The organism is Rhodococcus sp. 5G237 (assembly GCF_053764735.1).
On the sequence record NZ_JBSNCD010000016.1, the window covers coordinates 1 to 16,335 of the forward strand.

Below are 16,335 nucleotides of genomic sequence, written 5' to 3' on the forward strand. Positions count from 1 at the left end.
AGTTGTCACACAGTTGTCACAACTCACGCCACATCAACGGGGTTCACACGGCGCCACACGACACAAAACCCCAGGTCAAGGCATCGCACGATGCCACACGACGGGTATCGAACGGACTTAAAATCCGATGAGTGTCGGTTCGAATCCGACTAGGGGCACTGGTCAGAGGGGGTTTTTGGTCCTTCCTGCGGGTGGTGTAACCGAAAGTTGTCACAGATTGTCACATCGTGGGGACAACTCGCGCAGACCTAGTCCTGAACCGCCCGTGACACCGGTGACAACTGCGCCGCTGCAACCATCGCCGGATCCTGCGAGTGGGCGTACCGCGACAGGGTGAACGCCGCCGACGCATGACCCAACCATGCGGCGATCACCGCGATCGGCACACCACGCAAGTGCATGAGGGTGGCGCAGGTGTGGCGGGCATCGTGCAACCGGATAGGTCGCACCTTCGCTCGCTGCACAGCGTGAACCCACCGCGCCGACAACGCACCCGGCGACAACGGATTGCCGGCCTGGTCGACGATCACATACCCCGAATCCTTCCACGCTTCGCCGAGCAGCATCCGATCCGACGCCTGACGCGCACGAGCAGCCCTCAACTGTCGGGCGAGATCGTCGGGCAGGGGAAGGGTACGGCGGGACCTCTTGGACTTCGTGGAGCCTTCCACGGTCGTCACACCGAACGACACCCGGGCACGTTCGATGGTGAGGGTTTTCGCGTCGAGGTCGATGTCATCCCACCGTAGACCGCAGATCTCGCCGCGGCGGAGTCCTGAGAGGGCGAGGTACCAGGCGTGGGCGTACGGGTCGTCACGGATCTCGAGGAGGAACTGTTCCACCTCGGTCTCGGACCACGTCTCGGTCTCTTCACGTTCGTCGGGGAGCTTGTCGATCAGGGCTGCGACGTTGCGCACGAGGTGCCCTTCCTTCACCAGCCCATCGAGTGCCGCGGTGAACACGGTGAGCATCTGGTTCACGCTGCGGGCGGACCATGGCTTGCGGGGCTTCCCGGCATCGGTGGGGAGTCCGCCGGCGCGCAACGTGGCGATGAGCTCATCCAAGTGGCGGCGGGTGAGCTTCTGGATGGGGAGGTCTCCGAGTACCTGCCGGATGGGGGCGAGGGACACCTTGTATCCAGCTGCTGTGGACGGCTTCAATGCGTGTTTGGAAGTGAGGTAGTGGTCGATCACTTCTGTCACGGTGACGCCCCGGTCGTGGATGTACTGGCCGGATTTGACGGTGGCTTGGATGCGGGCGAGTTCGTCGCGGGCTACGGATTCGGTTGGGAAGCGCCGGCGGAGTTGTTTGCGTTTGCCGGTGTCGGGGTCGACGCCGATGTCGACGGTGAGCTGGTAGCGGACGACTGGCTTGCCGCGTTCGGTGCGGTCGAGTTCGATCTTTTTGATTTGGGGTGGGAGTTGCCGGCGCATGATGTCCCCTTTGCCTCTTATCGGTCGATTCTGGTGCCACATAGCGTGACAACAGTCACCAAACGGTTACGTTCTTGGTAACGTCACGATCTGCTGAGTAAGTAGATTTACAGGGGAGGAACCGTCTCATGCTATGTCGCAAGTTCATGACCGCCACCAACCGAATCGAGCTCTGCGCCGACTGTATGTACCCGGACGACGAAGAAGCCGAACGATTGTGTGAAGGCATGACGGTCACGCATTTCCTCGTGGCGTTCAGCGATTTGGGGTTGGATCCATCACAGTTGATTCGGGCGGATGACGTGAACGCCGCCTAGTTCGACAACGAAGGCCCGCACGCCAGTGAGGTGTGCGGGCTTTTTCGTGTCTGCGGTCAGTGATTGACTTTGGACATCGCTGTGTAGATGGCGTTCGTGAACTCACCGAAGTTGGTTCCGAAGACGGCTGCGAGGGCGATGGCTTGGGGGACATCAAGGTCGCGCTCACCTTTTTCGAGCCGGAAGATGGTCTGCTTGGACATTCCGGTTTGTTCGGCGAGTGCTTGTTGGCTGAGGCGTAGGCGGGCGCGGCGGGCGCGGATTTCCTCTCCGACTGCCTTGCGGGCTGCGAGTCGTTGCGCCTCGGTAATGGAGCCTGATGTATCCATGCGGGACACATTAGCAACCGATTTGGTACAGCGCTAGCCCCTCGGGATAATTCCAGCGCCCGCAGAGTCGCAAATCACAGACAAAACAGACCTAAAGACTGTTCTCGTGATCTAGTTGCAATGTACCCAAACGGTCACTACGATCCTCTGTATGGGAAACCATGACGCACCGCCGGGCGACACCGGCGACCACCTCGAGAACGTTCGCGAACTCCTCAGAGAACGCGAAATCAGTCAAGTGAAACTCGCCGAAATTCTCGGCATTTCACGCATGACTGTTCACCGCCGGCTCACCGGCAAACGAGGTTTCACGGTCAACGAACTGTTGATCCTGGCGCACCACTTCGATATTTCGGTCGCCGACCTCTTCGAATAAAAGGAAGCCCGCCAGATGCGCCACACATCCAACGGGCTCGACACAGAAATGAGAGATCCAATGTCCGATCAGATCATACACAACCGACTCCGACTCGACGGATACGAGGCGATTTCCATCGTCAGCTACTTCGTAGGTGTTGATGGTGCTCACCTCGCGTTGGTGGAGATCGACGGTGACAGTGAGTATGACGATGGTTTGGGGTCGTTGCGGCTCGCGGTTGAGACTTCGCGTCTGGTGGTGTCGGCGTGAACACCACTGTCGGTCCGAAGATGCTGCTGAACGCCAACGAAGCCGCCGAACTCCTCGGAGTGTCCGCCACCACCATCCGTGAACTGTGGGCTGCAAGCCACCTCCGCTTCGTGCAGATCGGGAAGGGCCGGAAGGTCACCCGCGCCGAGCTCGAACGGTTCATCACCGAACATGAGCAGGTCGCATCGTGAGCAGGCAGAAGCCGGACAACGCGATCCGGGGAGCCGTATTCGCCATCGGACTTACACTCCTCGTCCTGATCGGCGTGATCCTGATGGGCGTCCTCTGGGAAGCCTTGGACCCGTCCCTGTGGTGGCTCGTGATCCTGCCTGCCATCGGATTCTTCGGCGGCTTGCTGTTCGGCGGTGACCTCTGATGTGGACCGCTGAATATCGCGCCCTCCTGAAGGCGATCACGTGGTGGTTGATCGCCGCCGAGATCACCGCCTGGTTCGAACCTTCCGAATAACAGTCTTCCGGTGGCCCCGTTAGGGGATGCGGGGCCACCGGACACCACCCCAAAGGGAACAACATGAGCAAGCTGAAGGTAATGGAAGTGGATCGCGGGGAGCTCATCACCGCGCAGGACGCACCCGGAATGGATTGGCTGGTTGCGTTCACTCTGGGACTGTTCACCATCGTCGCAGGAATCGTCATCTACTTGGCGGCGGTGCCCGCATGAACGCCGGCCTCGCACGGTTCGCAGCGGACATCGCCACTGAGATCGCCCGCGACCTCCTCACCGAATCGAAGGAGGGCTACAAGCATCGCGAGTCCCGACTCCACCAGGCGGAGATCGCATCCCGCATCGCCATCAACCTCCGAACCGTCGCCGCCATGAGCGAAGCCGACGAGTTCACCGAACCGAAAGGTCCGTGGGCATGAGCATCGACTTCACCTGGGACCTGGCGGAGTGGACCGAAGCCGATTCGGACGCTCTCGACGCCGCGATCCTGGCCGAACGTGAACGCAACGAGCCGCCCAAGCAGAAGCTTGGGGGACGCCCGACCCACTGCGAGACATGCGGTATCACTCTCCGCACCCGTCATGCTCCGGAGACTCCCGGCACCGCTATCCATCAGGCCCGCGGAATGTGCCGTACTTGCTACAGCAAAGCGCAGTGGAACGGGCGGCTCCTGTGACCACCACCGAATCCACCCTGTGCGGCACCGTCTCCGGATACGAGCGGCACCTCCGCGAACGCACCACCACCTGCGAACCCTGCAAGACAGCACGCCGCGAATACCAACGCGAATGGCGTGCACGAGGCGGAGTTCAGGTCCCGACCCGCACTAAAGCAATCAACGTGCCGAAGATGCTCCTCGCCGAAATGTACCTGAACAGCCCCATCGAACTTCAGGAACGCATCGAGAAGGAACTCGGGCGCCGGCGCATCGACACGTTGGTTCGTCTCTTCGACGCCCAGGAGAACGCATGAGCATCGACTACACCATCGAGGAGTGGACGGCGAAGGACTCCGCCGAGTTGGATGCGTGGATCAGTGCTCAGCCGCGCACGCCGCTTCAGTTCGACCCGAAGATCGCGGAGTTGTTGGAGCCGTTGAAGCGGAAGCCGAAGAAGAAGGCGGAGTTCGGGTGCTGCAAGTTTTGTGAGCGTGCGTTCCGTCCGGGCCGTTCGACGTTGGCGGATTTCCCGAACACGGTGGCGCAGGCGTCGCCGGGGATTTGTGCGTCGTGTTGGAAGCGGAAGAAGCGCGGTCAGGATCCGAAGGACACGATGCGTAAGTTCCGTCGTCCGGAGTCGTGTCGGCGGTGTGAGCGGAAGTTGTGTGGGCGTTCGCGGACGTCGAAGGATGAGCCGGATACGACGCCGCATTACGGCAAGGGTTATTGCAGGCCGTGTCATAAGGCGGTGTTCGGGTCGTGACTCCGTATGGGAAGCGTCATCCGTCTCTTCGGGAGTGTTCGTGTGCTGGCACTATCCCTGGCTTCCCGCAGCACGAGGGGGGGTGTGGTCGGGATGACGATCGCACCCCCGGACGGCATTGCTGTAAGGCCCCTGTTCGTTGCGTTGATTGCTGTGAGGAGAAGAGCGTGAGTGAAGTTCGGAAGTTCCACGATGGTCACAACGTGGGGGTTGTGGATCTGGATCCGTGGGATGGTCGGATCGTTTTGGAGTGGTCGTATGACGACACTGTGCAGACTCGGGTGACGTGGTCGCCGGTTGCGGCTGAGGAGTACGCGAAGGCGATCCTCGCAGCGGTTGCGGAGGCACGTCGATGAACGTGTGGGAATGCAACGCATGTAACGCGATCCGTCAGGCCCCGTGCGGACGCATGTGCCTACCCAACGACCACTACGACCCGCGGGACCACCGTGAGGCTGCGGCTGTACGGGATGCGGAGGCGATCAGCCATGAGTGATGTCGAGCAGATCGTGAGGGACCTCGCTGCGATCACGGCGATGGAGAAGTTGCTGGCGGATGCGAAGCGCACCGCGAAGGACGCTCTGCAATCCCAGTTGTCGCGGGGCACGGTGTACGCCTTCACCGGCGATCAGGAACTCGGGTATGCGTCCATCCCGAAGCCGTCGCAGCCGAAGCCGCAGATTCAGATCGTCGACGAGGCGGAAACGTTCGCGTGGATGGTCGACGAGTTCGGTGAAGACGTCATCGAAACTCGGGTGCAGTTGACGGAGCAGGGTCGAAAGTCGCTAGAAGCCCGCCTTCAGAAGGGCCCAGTTCCGGGTGTCACGGTCGTCACTCCGGAGCCGCGTCCTGCTACGCCGCGGTTTGTGCCGGCGAAGAACGTTGTGGAGTTGGTGCGGGGGATGGCTGAGCGTGGCGAGTTGTCGTTCACCACACTCCTCGAGATCGGAGACATCAAATGAGCCAGAAGTTCGCGACCGATTACATCGACGTCGCCACCCGACTCGTCGAGTTCCGTGAGAAGTACCCGGAAGGCTCGTTGCAGCCGGCAGTGATCGACAAGCCGTACAGCATCGAGGAGATCGGCGGGCAAACGTACATCGTCGTCGTCGCTGCCGCCTACCGCACCGCTGAGGACTCCCGCCCGGGCATCGGCATGGCCTACGAGCTGTTCCCCGGCAAGACGCCGTACACGCGTGGTTCGGAGTTGCAGAACGCGGAGACGTCGGCGTGGGGTCGTGCGATTGTGGCGGCTCTGGCCGCGGACACGAAGAAGGGCATTGCATCGGCGGAGGAGGTGCGTAACCGGCAAGCTGAGCGTGAGGTTCCACCTTCCCCTGCGGACGCTGCCCGTACGCGCCTCCTGACGCTTCTGAAGGGCCGGAACATCAGCCCGAAGGATGCTGCGGCGAAGTTCGCTGAAGACGGTCACGGCAATCTGGGACAGTCCACGGACGTCGAGGCGATCAACGCCCTGCACGCCTTCTATGAGCGGGGTAAGTGATGAACCCTGTAGCGATCGAACAGGCGATCCGTGACTGCTCAAACCGCATCGCGAAGGGCGTCACCGTCTGCTCCAACGCCTACTCCGCGTTCCTCGAAGCTGATCGGGTGTATGACCAGGCGTTCGCTCGGGCGTATATCGAGGCGGATGGGGCGGCGCATGAGCGCAAGTACATCGCGGAGTTGGCGACGTCAGGTGAGCGTGAGGCCCGTGATTTGGCGGATGCGACGTACCGCTACGCAGACAGGCAAGCCAAGGCCCTCGAAGCCGAGTTGCGAGCTCTGCAATCGGTGGGGGCGTCGGTGCGGGGCATGTACGGCGTTGCTGGTCGGGGTGAATCATGAATCATGAAGTGGCGGAAGGGAAATCCGCTAACTTGGGGGTGTGGGATGTCGCGTAGGACGGGGCCGTCGAAGGTTCAGGCGGACATGGTTGCGGCTCGGGCCGGCGGGCAGTGTGTGTATCAGGTCGCCGGCAGGGGTGAGGGCGTATGAGGCACGTAGTGATGTTCTCCGGCGGTCTCGGATCCTGGATGACCGCGAAACGAGTCGCAGAGCAGAATGGCACCCGTAACCTCACCCTCCTCTTCGCCGATGTCGGAGGAGCCCACAGTTCCCCGCATGTAGGGGAAGACGAGGACACCTACCGGTTCATCGAGGAGGCTGCGGCGAACGTCGGCGGAGAACTCGTCATCGTCAATGAAGGACGCGACATATGGGAGGTCTTCAAGGATGACCGGTTCCTCGGAAACAGTCGTCTCGCGAACTGCTCGAAGTTCCTGAAGCAACGTCCCTGTCGGAAGTGGCTCGAGGACAACTGCGACCCTGCGGACACGGTGGTTTATGTGGGCATCGACTGGTCGGAGTCGCATCGACTGCCGGCGATCGTGAACGCATACAAGCCGTATCGGGCGGAAGCACCGTTGACGCAGCCTCCGTTCTTTGATCGGGAAGATCTGTTCGCGGCGTGCGAGGCGGAGGGAATCGAGGTGCCACGCCTGTACAAGCTTGGTGCGAACCACAACAACTGCGGCGGGTTTTGTGTGCGAGCAGGGCAGGCGCACTTCGAATGGCTGCTGCGAACGAACCCGGAACGTTACCGGTTCCATGAGGGTAAGGAGCAGGAGCTTCGGGAGCATCTGGGCAAGGATGTGACGATCCTGAAACGCACCGAGTCGGGTGTGCCGACGCCGGTGACGATGCGCCAGTTCCGGGAGGAGTTGGAGGTGCAGCCGTCGCTGTTCGATTCGACGGACTTCGGCGGGTGCGGGTGTTTTGTGGACGGTGCAGCGTGAGTCGCAAGACTGGCCCTTCGTCGGCGCAGGCGGATCTTGTGTCTGCCCGCGCCGGCGGGGTGTGTGAGGCGGTGTTTGTGGAGGACTGCAACGGTCGGGTGGAGCAGCTACATCACAGGCGCGCTCGAGGAATGGGCGGCTCCCGCAAGGCAGACATCAACTCGCCGGCGAACCTCGTAGCGATTTGCGCACCTTGCCATCAAGCGATCGAGAGTTTTCGGCATGTGGCTCGTGAGCGTGGCCTGTTGATTTCGCAGCACAACAGTTCCCCGGCGTCGCATGTGCCGGTGTGGCGGCGTGGCGTGCGGGTGCTGCTGACGGATCAGGGTGGTGTTGTCGACCAGACGGTCACTATCTGACTCCATGTGGGTGCTTTATTCGACCACCCGGTGGTATGCTTGGAACAAGTGTTGTAGATGACACGAAAAAGGGGAGGTTCCGATCGGAACTCGGAACCTCCCCGGCGCCACCTCAGACCAAACCTGAAAGGCGGGCAGGACTTCATGTTACCTGCTGAGGACGACAAAAGTACGACCGAGCGCCAATTCGCGCTCGAAGTGTTGGAAGCGATCCGCGTCCGACAGCACGAGATTCGGCACCACAAGCTGTACTACGCCCGCATTGCTCGGGATCACGGTGCAACGTACGAGGAGATCGGCGAAGCGCTGGGGGTTACAGGAGCTGGTGTCCGTTTGATGCTTAAGCGCGCCGGCGAAGAGGCAGTGGCGTGAGCATCATCCGCGGACGTATCCGCCGTGCCGAAGACAACTTCACGATCATGCCTAATGAGTGGGCTCGTGATGCACGTCTGACTCGCCGTGCCCGAGGGCTTCTTCTTGAGCTCCTGTCGCATCGAGAGGGATGGGAAATTAGCGTCAATAGCCTGGTCAACAACGGCCAGGAAGGTCGTGACGCTATCCGGAAGACCATCCAGGAGCTCGAAGAGCACGGTTACCTGATGCGTCGACAAGGTCGGGACGACAACAACCGTTTCGGTTCGACGAACTTCATCCTCTGTGACCCTGCGGACTTATGTTCCGTTGACGGATTTTCAGGCGACGGGGAATCCGCACCCTCCGATGACGGGTTTTCCGTCGACGGGTTTTCCGTCGACGGGGAATCATCACACAAAGAAGACTATTCCTCTCAGAAGACCATCGAAGAGAAGACGAGCGCCCGCAAGCGTGCGCACGCCCTCCCCGCCGACTGGATTCCTGATCGGGAAGTGATCGACTCGATGAAGACCAGATTCCCCAACGTGGACATGGCTTCGGAACACGAGAAGTTCACCGATCACTTCCGCAGCACCGGAAAGACGATGAAGGACTGGAACGCCGCTTGGAGGAACTGGATCCGTAGGTCCGCCGAGTTCTCCCGGTCCTACAGCAGTCGTAAGTCTGCGGACGACGACGCCCTCGACATTCTCGCTCGCGGACAGCGCCTCGCAGCGCAACTCGAGCACGGCGCACAGAAGGAGCTCTACTGATGTCCATCGAGATCGCGACCAAGGTGCTCATGAAGGCCCGGTTCCTCGACAAGCGCATCGAGAACAGCGATGGCGCCATCCTCGCCTGGGCGGAATGCTTCCAGAACGAGAACGTGTGGCCCCTCGAAGCAAGCCAGGCCGTCGCGGAGCACTACAAGAAAGAGAACCCCTTCCCGATCATGCCGGGTGACGTCATCGCGTACTGCAAGAAGCAGCCCGTGTGGTCCTCGAATCAGCACGCTTGGGACTTCCTGCAGAAGTGGGCGGAGTACCCGTACGCAACGGTGATTCAGGAGTACACGGGCATTCCGTGGCCGGAGATCGACCCGCCGGAGGGCATGACGCTTCAGGAAGAGCGGGCATGGCTGAAGGAAACCCGCCGTAAGTGGGTGTACGAGAACAAGGGCGTTCTCGTCGGCGCCATCCTGTCGCAGCGTCACCGTCCGCGGGAGATCGAGGGATGATCGCCTACCAGCGCGTCATCGACGCCTTCCGCAGCCAGAGCCTCAACGTCAAAGAAACCGGGCAGGGCAAAGCGTCCGCTCAGGCCCCCGGTCATTCCGACGCCGACCTGTCCGTCTCCATCAAGGACATCGGAGACCAAGTCCTCATCTGGTCGCACTCCGACCCCACCGAGTCGGTCCTAGAGGCCCTAGGATTGACGCTCGCCGATCTTTTCGACTCCCCGAAGGGCACGGAGTACCAGTACGGGGATGGGCGCGTTGTGAGGCGCACACCGCAGAAGAAGTTCAGCCAGGGCGGCAACACAAAAGGCACCGAGCTCTATCGGGCCGACAAGGTACGCGCCACCACCGACACCGTGTACATCGTCGAAGGCGAAAAAGACGTTCACGCCCTCGAATCGGTCGGGGCGGTCGCGTGCTGCACCGCAATGGGCGCCGGCAAAGCCCACATGTTCGACCTCACCCCACTGCACGGCAAGACGGTGGTGATCGTTCAGGACATGGACGAGCCGGGGCGCAAGCACGCCCAGCAACTCACCGAACTCCTCGACGGGCACGCCCAAGTCAGCATCGTTCACCCGAAGACCGGCAAAGACGCCGCCGATCACATCGCCGCGGGACACGCCCTCACCGACTTCACCGAAGCGCCCTCGACAAGCCCGAAGATCCGATCCGCACTCTCACGCATCACCGAAGCCGCGGAACGCCTCGACGGGGACGAACTCCTCGCCTACGCCTACCAGCAACTCGACGCCCTCAACACAGGCAAAGAGAACCCGAAGATGCGCAAGTTCGGGGACATCCTCCCCGAATGGTGGGAATGGTTCGACGCACCGCCGGATCAGATCCGCACCATCCCGACACCGTGGGATGAGCTGAACGAGATCCTCGCCGGCGGACTGCACCCGGGCCGCTCCTACCTGATCGCCGGTCGCCCCGGTGGCGGTAAGTCCCTCGGGTTGACGAACATCGCCGCCCACGCCGCCGAACAAGGCCACAAGGGCGCACTGTTCACGGTGGAGATGGGGCGCATCGAGATCATGTCCCGCATCCTCGCCGGACAGGCCCGGGCGGAGTATGGGCAGATCACGAAGCGCAACATCGACGCCCATAACCTCGCGAAGATCGCCGAGTACGCGGACGGCGCCACCGATCTGCCGTTGTGGATCAACGACCAGGCGTCGATCACGGTCAATCAGATCCGCACACAGGCTCGGGAGTTGAAGTCGCAGCAGGGTCTCGACTTCGTGGCAGTCGACTACGTGCAGCTGTTGAAGGCGGCTGACTCACGCCTTACCCGGGAACGTCAGATCGCGGAAATCTCGTGGGGCTTGAAGACCCTCTCCCGTGAATTGGATGTGGCGGTGATCTCGGCGTGTCAGCTGAACCGTGGCGCACAGAAGGAGAACCGTCCTCCGACGATCGCGGAGCTTCGTGAGTCGGGTTCGCTCGAGCAGGACAGCGATGTGGTGATTCTGCTGCATCACACGACGATGGAAGGCCATCCGACAGGTGAGGTGGAGATGATCGCGGGCAAGAATCGTACGGGTCCGTTGTCGACGGTGACGTTGCCGTGGCGGGCGCATTATGCACGGATCGGGCGGTGACCCTGTGACCCGTTCTCGTGCATCCGCTAAGGCCGCCGGCGCCCGCTTCGAACGACTCATCGCCGACGCACTCGCCCAACACGTCGACGACCGCATCGACCGCCGGGTAAAGACCGGGGCAGCCGATAAGGGAGACATCGCCGGTCTACGGCTCTCAGACGGCTCGAAAGTCGTCGCCGAGCTAAAGGACTACGGCGGCACCCTGAAAGTCGGCCCCTGGCTCAACGAGGCGGCAACAGAGCGCATCAACGACGACGCCCTCGCCTCCATCGTCGTCGCCAAGCGCCGCGGCACCCAGAATCCGCTCGACCAGATCGTCCTGTGCACCCTCGCCGACTTCATCGCGATCATTACCCACCACCGACCCGAAGAGAGCCAGTGAACATCCCCGCCAGCCTCACCAGAGCAATCAACTGGAACCGCATCCCCGACGACAAAGACGCCGAAGTCTGGGACCGTCTCACCGGCAATTTCTGGCTCCCGGAGAAGGTGCCCGTCTCCAACGACATCCAGTCGTGGGGCACGCTCACCGAGTACGAGCAGGAACTGACGATGCGGGTCTTCACGGGCCTGACACTCCTCGACACCATCCAGGGCACGGTCGGTGCGGTCTCACTCATTCCCGATGCGGTCACCCCGCACGAGGAAGCGGTGCTGACGAACATCGCGTTCATGGAGTCGGTGCACGCGAAGTCGTACTCACAAATCTTCTCGACGCTGTGCTCCACCCGGCAGATCGACGACGCCTTCCGGTGGTCGGAGGAGAACGAGCACCTGCAGCGCAAGGCGCAGATCATCCTCGACTACTACAAGGGCGACGACCCGCTCAAGCGCAAGGCCGCCTCGACACTGCTCGAGTCGTTCCTGTTCTACTCGGGCTTCTACCTGCCGATGTACTGGTCGTCGCGGGCCAAGCTCACCAACACCGCCGACATGATCCGCCTGATCATCCGTGACGAGGCCGTCCACGGCTACTACATCGGCTACAAGTACCAGCGCGGCCTCGAGACGATCACGCAGGCCGAGCGCGACGAACTCAAGGACTGGGTCTTCGAACTGCTCTTCGAGCTGTACGACAACGAGACCCACTACACGGCCGACCTCTACGACCGGGTGGGGCTCACCGAGGACGTAAAAAAGTTCCTGCGCTACAACGCCAACAAGGCCTTGATGAACCTCGGCTACGAAGCGTTGTTCCCGAAGGACGAAACCGACGTCAACCCCGCGATCATGGCGCAACTATCGCCGAACTCCGACGAAAACCACGACTTCTTCTCCGGCTCCGGATCGTCTTACGTGATCGGAAAAGCAGTCATCACTGAAGACGAAGATTGGGGTTTCTGACATGTCTGACCGACCCGAAGACTTCCTCCCCGAAGGAAGCCTCGTCACCGCCCGCATCGAAATCGTCGAAGCCATCACCCCCGAAGGTGAACCCGTCCTGTCGTGGCACGCCGCAACCTCCGACGGCGACGAACTTGACGCAACCCGATTCCTCGGCCTCATCGAGCGCGCCAAGCTCGACTCCTGGTACGTGGGAACGCGAGAGGCCGAAGCATGAAGACCGTCGTCACCATCGCCGGAATCACCACCCTCTGCACCGCAGGCTGGCTCACCCTCGCCGCCATCATCTGCGACATGGCCGGCACCGCCCTCATCCACCTCGGAGAAGACGAATGACCGCGCCCCGTGACCTCGCCGACGCCCAGGCTCGCCTCGACACCGCCGAAACCGCACTCGCCGGACTGATGCACGAAAACAACGAACTGCGAGCGATCGTCCGTCGGGTGCGCGAGTACGCGCACCTCAACCGCGACCAGGCCGCCGAACTCCGCACCATCGGACGACCCTACGACGCACTCCCACACGACAACACCGCAGACGCCCTCGACCTCATCCTCGGAGACAAGCCATGACCGCGTACTGCCCCGACAAACTCGCCGGCACCCAGCACACCTGCTTGTGCACTGCCCTCGCCCACCACATCGGCGGCCACCGTTGCGCCTGCGGGCACACCTGGGGCGACCCCTGGCACACGCTCACCTACGACGAGCAACGGGCCTTCCTCGGACTTCCCGACGTGACACTCCAAGTCACCATGGACCGGATGCGCACCGGGCTTCACAGGATGCAGAAACAGATCAACACACTCGGGGAGTCCATCTCTGAAACCTGGGGGATCCTGCATAACAAATTGCTGGAACTCGACGAACAGGAAGCCTCATGAAACGTCTCCACAAGATCGAGCTGTATCAGGACAAGGCCGGTTTTTGGCGCTGGAACCGCAAAGCCGGCAACGGCGAAATCATCTCGGACAGCGGCGAAGCCTACGTCGACCGCCGCGACGCCATCCACGGAGCACGTATTGCCAATCCTGATTTGTTTCCAGAGGAGGAAACCGAATGAGAATCGTCAACCGTTCAGAACTGCTCACCCTTCCCGCCGGCACACTCATCGCCGAAGTGGAAAACACCGACAGCTACACGGGGACACTGGGCCAACTCATGATCTTCGGTGGCAAGTACTCCGAAAACGACTTCCTCATCCGAACCATCGACGATCCCTACGCCTCCGGATCTGAAGACTCCTGGGACCGCCGACACGACATGCTCGAGAACGGCACAAGCTACCCCGTGAACCCGTACTACGGGCGCGAAGGATGCTTCGAAGACGACTCACAGAAGTTCCTCGTCTATGAGGCCGCCGATATCGCGTCGATCATTGCTCATATCGCGCCTGCCATGCGCGCTCTCGATGCGGACGCTCATGAAGATCGGTAAAGCCGAGGTCGTGCACGCCGAAGACGGCAAACTCATCTCCGAGCACTACTACGACTCCGAAGGTAACGAGATCAGCCGCGAAGCGTACATGGAAGAGCGGCGCAAACTGGCGGATCTGCAATGGGACTACAACAGGTACGTGGACGACGTTCTCAGCAGGGGGCACTAGCGATGAGTGACGGTTACTTCATGCCGCGGCACGATCAGATCGCTCTCGTAGCCATCCTCGACGAGATCCCCGAACTCATCGAGGACTTGACCATCGCGATCACGCGTCAAGACCGCCTCTCCGGTGGGGGCCCGAAAACCCGCAACGGCAGCGACGAACAACCACTCCCCATCTCCGTGGAAGCGATGGAAGCCGCTGACCTCCTCACCGACACCCTCGCCTCCTGGGTACGGCACACCACCGAACAACGCGCCATGCACTACACCGCACCCACCACGGCTGTGCACTACGCGGCATGGCTGAAACGTTGGCACGTCGCCCTCGCCATGTCCGAAGGCTCTGATGAGGCGTTGGATGAAATCCGGTACGCCGTACGCCAAGCCCGACGCGCCACCGACCGCCCAAAAGAACACACACCCACCATCGACCAGCAAGCCGTCTACGAAGCCGGCGAAGCCCTACTCAACGCCACCCAAATCGCACACATCGCAGCCACAATGGGAGACCACTACCAAGGACTCAACGTCAAACGTGTCCTCCGGTTGCGGCACAATCAGCAGATCACCCCAGCGATGACAGCGGACGGCATGGACTTGTATCGCATCGCCGATGTTCTCACCGCCCACCTCACCTACCCTGCACGCAGAAGGAAGATCCCCGCATGAACCTTCCAGCCCGCATCGAATCCACTCCGAACCGCATCTGGGACCACAACTGGAACCTGATCTGCGACATCCCCAACGGAGCCCTACAGGACTCAGAGGAAGGCGCAGTCATACTCGAGCTCACTCACCCCGCCGCACAGTTCCTCGTCAACAATCCCGAGCAGCCGAAGCATCTTACCGTCGATTCAGCGCAGGGGCGATGGAGTGGCCGACTTCGCGAGTTCACCATCCGCAACCGCACGATGGTGAAGTGCCAATTCAAGGCGTTCGATGAGCAGTACCTCGGATGGACGCATTTGCAGTGCCCCGACTGCGGTGAGGTGCTGTACAGCGGAATATGGATTCCGCACTACGATCAGGAAGACCTCCAGAGGGCGCACAAGCTCGTATGCGAGGGCGAAGCATGAGTGACGACTATGTAGAGATCACCCTGTGGGGCGCAGGCACAGTGAAGCGCACAAAGATCACAGGCGACGATGCGGCTACAGTAATCGACATGCTCAAGAACGACGGCATACCAATCGTGCTGGACGATCAGAACAGCGCACATGAGTGACCACATAGTCGTTGCTAGTGACCGTATGGACACCTTACGGCAGTGACCTGTGATATGCTTCGCGTGAACGCGGCTGTCCCCACCAGGGCAGTCGCGTTTCGCATGGAAAGGGGCACACCATGATCCTCAAACCCTGGCTCCACATCCTGCTCACCATCCTCGCCATCCTCGGCATCAGGCTCACACGATGAGCATCACCGAATACCACAACCGCCTCACCGACCTCCGAGCACGACTCAGACGAGCACGCTTCGACAACGACGATGAAGCAATCACCGTCATCGAAGCCGAACTCGACCGCATCCTCGACCTCTACAACGCCAATCGTCCGGCCTCGAAGCACGCTCACTGAGAAGCTCGGCCGGATACGCCCCGTGCTGTTCCTTGGGTGGTGACAGCACGGGGCAACAAACCCACGGGAGACACCATGGTCGGACTCAGCAAACTCAGCCAATGGATCCTCGACCCCAAACACTTCCGCAAACGCCGCCGCAAAGCAGCTAAGGTGCACGAGAAAAACCACGGGCTGCGATGACATGGCAAACAGGCCCAAAGATCACCAATACAAGCGCAAACGGAAGGCCCTGAAGGCCAAATCCGATACATGCCACCTCTGCGGCGACTACATAGACCGCACACTCAAATGGCCCCATCCCATGAGCTTCAGCGCAGACCATGTGATCCCTGTCAGTAGGGGAGGGGACAATCTTGGCGAGATCCTCCCATCCCATCTCAGTTGCAACGTGAGACGTGGCAATGACACAGGGCATGGAAGGACGAGAAGGAACAGCAAGAGACAACCTGAGAAGCATCCAGGGCTGAAGTAATGAAGGACCCCGGCGAGGACTGCCATCCTCCCGGGGCTTGGCCGATCTGACAAGGAGATCGACGTGTACGAGCGTACATGCAATGAATGCGATGAAGCGTTCCAAACGACATCAACAGTCAAACTCTATTGCTCTCCTCGATGTAGGTATCGAGCAAGAGATCGCAAGAAGATGTACCCATGCTCAGTGTGTGGCGAGCCGATGCACCCCGGCAGAACCAACAAGGGTGAAGGCCAGTCGATGCACAATCGCTGCTATCCCAAGACACATGGGGTGGGGCGATACCGCAAGGGATGCCGATGCGACGTATGCAGAGCAGCTGTCTCCAAGGCTATGCGCGCATACACGGAGCGAAACGGATACTGGTCAGACCCACGCGTGCAAGCGCAC

The 16,335-nt window shown here is 61.1% G+C and carries 34 protein-coding genes and 1 tRNA gene; 33 read left to right on the plus strand and 2 right to left on the minus strand.

Features of this window, described 5'->3' with window-relative positions; translation table 11 throughout:
- Nucleotides 1–92: 92 nt before the first annotated feature.
- Nucleotides 93–158 (plus strand) — tRNA-Leu (locus tag ACWPOC_RS25065).
- A gap of 90 nt (nucleotides 159–248) precedes the next feature.
- Here ACWPOC_RS25065 and ACWPOC_RS25070 read toward each other — a convergent pair.
- Complete coding sequence (locus tag ACWPOC_RS25070) at nucleotides 249–1,433, minus strand: site-specific integrase (protein ID WP_455409508.1); 1,185 nt, start codon at nucleotides 1,431–1,433, stop codon at nucleotides 249–251.
- A 146-nt stretch (nucleotides 1,434–1,579) separates the two neighbouring features.
- Between ACWPOC_RS25070 and ACWPOC_RS25075 the strand changes: the two genes are divergently transcribed.
- Nucleotides 1,580–1,750, plus strand: a complete 171-nt coding sequence (locus ACWPOC_RS25075) for a hypothetical protein (protein WP_455409509.1) — start codon at nucleotides 1,580–1,582, stop codon at nucleotides 1,748–1,750.
- A gap of 56 nt (nucleotides 1,751–1,806) precedes the next feature.
- On the opposite strand, the gene ACWPOC_RS25080 is transcribed toward ACWPOC_RS25075, so the two are convergent.
- Complete coding sequence (locus tag ACWPOC_RS25080; RefSeq protein WP_455409510.1) at nucleotides 1,807–2,079, minus strand: helix-turn-helix domain-containing protein; 273 nt, start codon at nucleotides 2,077–2,079, stop codon at nucleotides 1,807–1,809.
- A gap of 151 nt (nucleotides 2,080–2,230) precedes the next feature.
- Between ACWPOC_RS25080 and ACWPOC_RS25085 the strand changes: the two genes are divergently transcribed.
- The 31 genes from ACWPOC_RS25085 to ACWPOC_RS25235 all read left to right on the plus strand — a co-directional run bounded on the left by ACWPOC_RS25085 (nucleotide 2,231) and on the right by ACWPOC_RS25235 (nucleotide 15,470).
- Nucleotides 2,231–2,455 carry a helix-turn-helix transcriptional regulator gene (locus tag ACWPOC_RS25085; RefSeq protein ID WP_455409511.1) on the plus strand — a complete coding sequence of 75 codons (225 nt, stop codon included), beginning with the start codon at nucleotides 2,231–2,233 and terminating at the stop codon, nucleotides 2,453–2,455.
- 60 nt (nucleotides 2,456–2,515) lie between these two features.
- The gene (locus ACWPOC_RS25090) at nucleotides 2,516–2,707 is read left to right on the plus strand and encodes a hypothetical protein (RefSeq protein ID WP_455409512.1); all 192 of its coding nucleotides are present in this window, start codon (nucleotides 2,516–2,518) and stop codon (nucleotides 2,705–2,707) included.
- Entirely contained in the window at nucleotides 2,704–2,898 is a 195-nt protein-coding gene (locus tag ACWPOC_RS25095; protein WP_455409513.1) for a helix-turn-helix domain-containing protein, read from the plus strand. The genes ACWPOC_RS25090 and ACWPOC_RS25095 overlap by 4 nt, the downstream gene beginning before the upstream one ends.
- Nucleotides 2,895–3,083, plus strand: a complete 189-nt coding sequence (locus ACWPOC_RS25100; RefSeq protein ID WP_455409514.1) for a hypothetical protein — start codon at nucleotides 2,895–2,897, stop codon at nucleotides 3,081–3,083. The genes ACWPOC_RS25095 and ACWPOC_RS25100 overlap by 4 nt, the downstream gene beginning before the upstream one ends.
- 155 nt (nucleotides 3,084–3,238) lie before the next feature.
- Complete coding sequence (locus tag ACWPOC_RS25105; protein WP_455409515.1) at nucleotides 3,239–3,388, plus strand: hypothetical protein; 150 nt, start codon at nucleotides 3,239–3,241, stop codon at nucleotides 3,386–3,388.
- Nucleotides 3,385–3,591, plus strand: a complete 207-nt coding sequence (locus tag ACWPOC_RS25110; protein ID WP_455409516.1) for a hypothetical protein — start codon at nucleotides 3,385–3,387, stop codon at nucleotides 3,589–3,591. The genes ACWPOC_RS25105 and ACWPOC_RS25110 overlap by 4 nt, the downstream gene beginning before the upstream one ends.
- Entirely contained in the window at nucleotides 3,588–3,848 is a 261-nt protein-coding gene (locus ACWPOC_RS25115) for a hypothetical protein (RefSeq protein ID WP_455409517.1), read from the plus strand. Before ACWPOC_RS25110 ends, ACWPOC_RS25115 begins: the two co-directional genes overlap by 4 nt.
- Nucleotides 3,845–4,144: a hypothetical protein gene (locus ACWPOC_RS25120; RefSeq protein WP_455409518.1), complete on the plus strand. Its 300-nt coding sequence runs from the start codon at nucleotides 3,845–3,847 to the stop codon at nucleotides 4,142–4,144. Before ACWPOC_RS25115 ends, ACWPOC_RS25120 begins: the two co-directional genes overlap by 4 nt.
- On the plus strand, nucleotides 4,141–4,593 hold the full coding sequence (locus ACWPOC_RS25125; RefSeq protein WP_455409519.1) for a hypothetical protein: 453 nt from the start codon (nucleotides 4,141–4,143) through the stop codon (nucleotides 4,591–4,593). Before ACWPOC_RS25120 ends, ACWPOC_RS25125 begins: the two co-directional genes overlap by 4 nt.
- Nucleotides 4,594–5,081: 488 nt before the next feature.
- Nucleotides 5,082–5,555 (plus strand): hypothetical protein, encoded by a 474-nt coding sequence (locus ACWPOC_RS25130; RefSeq protein WP_455409520.1) that lies wholly within the window; start codon nucleotides 5,082–5,084, stop codon nucleotides 5,553–5,555.
- The gene (locus tag ACWPOC_RS25135) at nucleotides 5,552–6,097 is read left to right on the plus strand and encodes a hypothetical protein (protein ID WP_455409521.1); all 546 of its coding nucleotides are present in this window, start codon (nucleotides 5,552–5,554) and stop codon (nucleotides 6,095–6,097) included. Before ACWPOC_RS25130 ends, ACWPOC_RS25135 begins: the two co-directional genes overlap by 4 nt.
- Complete coding sequence (locus ACWPOC_RS25140) at nucleotides 6,097–6,441, plus strand: hypothetical protein (RefSeq protein ID WP_455409567.1); 345 nt, start codon at nucleotides 6,097–6,099, stop codon at nucleotides 6,439–6,441. Before ACWPOC_RS25135 ends, ACWPOC_RS25140 begins: the two co-directional genes overlap by 1 nt.
- Nucleotides 6,442–6,629: 188 nt before the next feature.
- Nucleotides 6,630–7,391: a hypothetical protein gene (locus tag ACWPOC_RS25145; RefSeq protein WP_455409522.1), complete on the plus strand. Its 762-nt coding sequence runs from the start codon at nucleotides 6,630–6,632 to the stop codon at nucleotides 7,389–7,391.
- Nucleotides 7,388–7,750: a hypothetical protein gene (locus ACWPOC_RS25150; protein WP_455409523.1), complete on the plus strand. Its 363-nt coding sequence runs from the start codon at nucleotides 7,388–7,390 to the stop codon at nucleotides 7,748–7,750. Before ACWPOC_RS25145 ends, ACWPOC_RS25150 begins: the two co-directional genes overlap by 4 nt.
- Nucleotides 7,751–7,894: 144 nt before the next feature.
- Nucleotides 7,895–8,122, plus strand: coding sequence for a hypothetical protein (locus ACWPOC_RS25155; protein ID WP_455409524.1), 228 nt, complete (start codon nucleotides 7,895–7,897; stop codon nucleotides 8,120–8,122).
- Nucleotides 8,119–8,877 carry a helix-turn-helix domain-containing protein gene (locus ACWPOC_RS25160; RefSeq protein WP_455409525.1) on the plus strand — a complete coding sequence of 253 codons (759 nt, stop codon included), beginning with the start codon at nucleotides 8,119–8,121 and terminating at the stop codon, nucleotides 8,875–8,877. Before ACWPOC_RS25155 ends, ACWPOC_RS25160 begins: the two co-directional genes overlap by 4 nt.
- The gene (locus ACWPOC_RS25165; RefSeq protein ID WP_455409526.1) at nucleotides 8,877–9,341 is read left to right on the plus strand and encodes a hypothetical protein; all 465 of its coding nucleotides are present in this window, start codon (nucleotides 8,877–8,879) and stop codon (nucleotides 9,339–9,341) included. Before ACWPOC_RS25160 ends, ACWPOC_RS25165 begins: the two co-directional genes overlap by 1 nt.
- Nucleotides 9,338–10,948 carry a DnaB-like helicase C-terminal domain-containing protein gene (locus ACWPOC_RS25170; RefSeq protein ID WP_455409527.1) on the plus strand — a complete coding sequence of 537 codons (1,611 nt, stop codon included), beginning with the start codon at nucleotides 9,338–9,340 and terminating at the stop codon, nucleotides 10,946–10,948. Before ACWPOC_RS25165 ends, ACWPOC_RS25170 begins: the two co-directional genes overlap by 4 nt.
- A 4-nt stretch (nucleotides 10,949–10,952) precedes the next feature.
- Nucleotides 10,953–11,330: a hypothetical protein gene (locus ACWPOC_RS25175; protein WP_455409528.1), complete on the plus strand. Its 378-nt coding sequence runs from the start codon at nucleotides 10,953–10,955 to the stop codon at nucleotides 11,328–11,330.
- Entirely contained in the window at nucleotides 11,327–12,292 is a 966-nt protein-coding gene (gene nrdF, locus ACWPOC_RS25180; RefSeq protein WP_455409529.1) for a class 1b ribonucleoside-diphosphate reductase subunit beta, read from the plus strand. The genes ACWPOC_RS25175 and nrdF overlap by 4 nt, the downstream gene beginning before the upstream one ends.
- 1 nt (nucleotide 12,293) lies before the next feature.
- Nucleotides 12,294–12,509 carry a hypothetical protein gene (locus tag ACWPOC_RS25185; RefSeq protein ID WP_455409530.1) on the plus strand — a complete coding sequence of 72 codons (216 nt, stop codon included), beginning with the start codon at nucleotides 12,294–12,296 and terminating at the stop codon, nucleotides 12,507–12,509.
- Nucleotides 12,506–12,628 carry a hypothetical protein gene (locus ACWPOC_RS25190; protein ID WP_455409531.1) on the plus strand — a complete coding sequence of 41 codons (123 nt, stop codon included), beginning with the start codon at nucleotides 12,506–12,508 and terminating at the stop codon, nucleotides 12,626–12,628. The genes ACWPOC_RS25185 and ACWPOC_RS25190 overlap by 4 nt, the downstream gene beginning before the upstream one ends.
- Nucleotides 12,625–12,864 (plus strand): hypothetical protein, encoded by a 240-nt coding sequence (locus ACWPOC_RS25195; RefSeq protein WP_455409532.1) that lies wholly within the window; start codon nucleotides 12,625–12,627, stop codon nucleotides 12,862–12,864. Before ACWPOC_RS25190 ends, ACWPOC_RS25195 begins: the two co-directional genes overlap by 4 nt.
- A complete protein-coding gene (locus tag ACWPOC_RS25200) occupies nucleotides 12,861–13,175 on the plus strand; it encodes a hypothetical protein (protein ID WP_455409533.1) in 315 nt (104 codons plus the stop codon). The genes ACWPOC_RS25195 and ACWPOC_RS25200 overlap by 4 nt, the downstream gene beginning before the upstream one ends.
- Nucleotides 13,172–13,354, plus strand: a complete 183-nt coding sequence (locus ACWPOC_RS25205) for a YegP family protein (protein WP_455409534.1) — start codon at nucleotides 13,172–13,174, stop codon at nucleotides 13,352–13,354. The genes ACWPOC_RS25200 and ACWPOC_RS25205 overlap by 4 nt, the downstream gene beginning before the upstream one ends.
- The gene (locus tag ACWPOC_RS25210) at nucleotides 13,351–13,728 is read left to right on the plus strand and encodes a hypothetical protein (protein ID WP_455409535.1); all 378 of its coding nucleotides are present in this window, start codon (nucleotides 13,351–13,353) and stop codon (nucleotides 13,726–13,728) included. Before ACWPOC_RS25205 ends, ACWPOC_RS25210 begins: the two co-directional genes overlap by 4 nt.
- Nucleotides 13,715–13,897, plus strand: coding sequence for a hypothetical protein (locus tag ACWPOC_RS25215; protein ID WP_455409536.1), 183 nt, complete (start codon nucleotides 13,715–13,717; stop codon nucleotides 13,895–13,897). Before ACWPOC_RS25210 ends, ACWPOC_RS25215 begins: the two co-directional genes overlap by 14 nt.
- A 2-nt stretch (nucleotides 13,898–13,899) precedes the next feature.
- Entirely contained in the window at nucleotides 13,900–14,562 is a 663-nt protein-coding gene (locus ACWPOC_RS25220; protein WP_455409537.1) for a hypothetical protein, read from the plus strand.
- Entirely contained in the window at nucleotides 14,559–14,969 is a 411-nt protein-coding gene (locus ACWPOC_RS25225; RefSeq protein ID WP_455409538.1) for a hypothetical protein, read from the plus strand. The genes ACWPOC_RS25220 and ACWPOC_RS25225 overlap by 4 nt, the downstream gene beginning before the upstream one ends.
- Nucleotides 14,966–15,118 carry a hypothetical protein gene (locus tag ACWPOC_RS25230; RefSeq protein WP_455409539.1) on the plus strand — a complete coding sequence of 51 codons (153 nt, stop codon included), beginning with the start codon at nucleotides 14,966–14,968 and terminating at the stop codon, nucleotides 15,116–15,118. The genes ACWPOC_RS25225 and ACWPOC_RS25230 overlap by 4 nt, the downstream gene beginning before the upstream one ends.
- 187 nt (nucleotides 15,119–15,305) lie before the next feature.
- Entirely contained in the window at nucleotides 15,306–15,470 is a 165-nt protein-coding gene (locus ACWPOC_RS25235) for a hypothetical protein (protein WP_455409540.1), read from the plus strand.
- Nucleotides 15,471–16,335 lie beyond the last annotated feature (865 nt).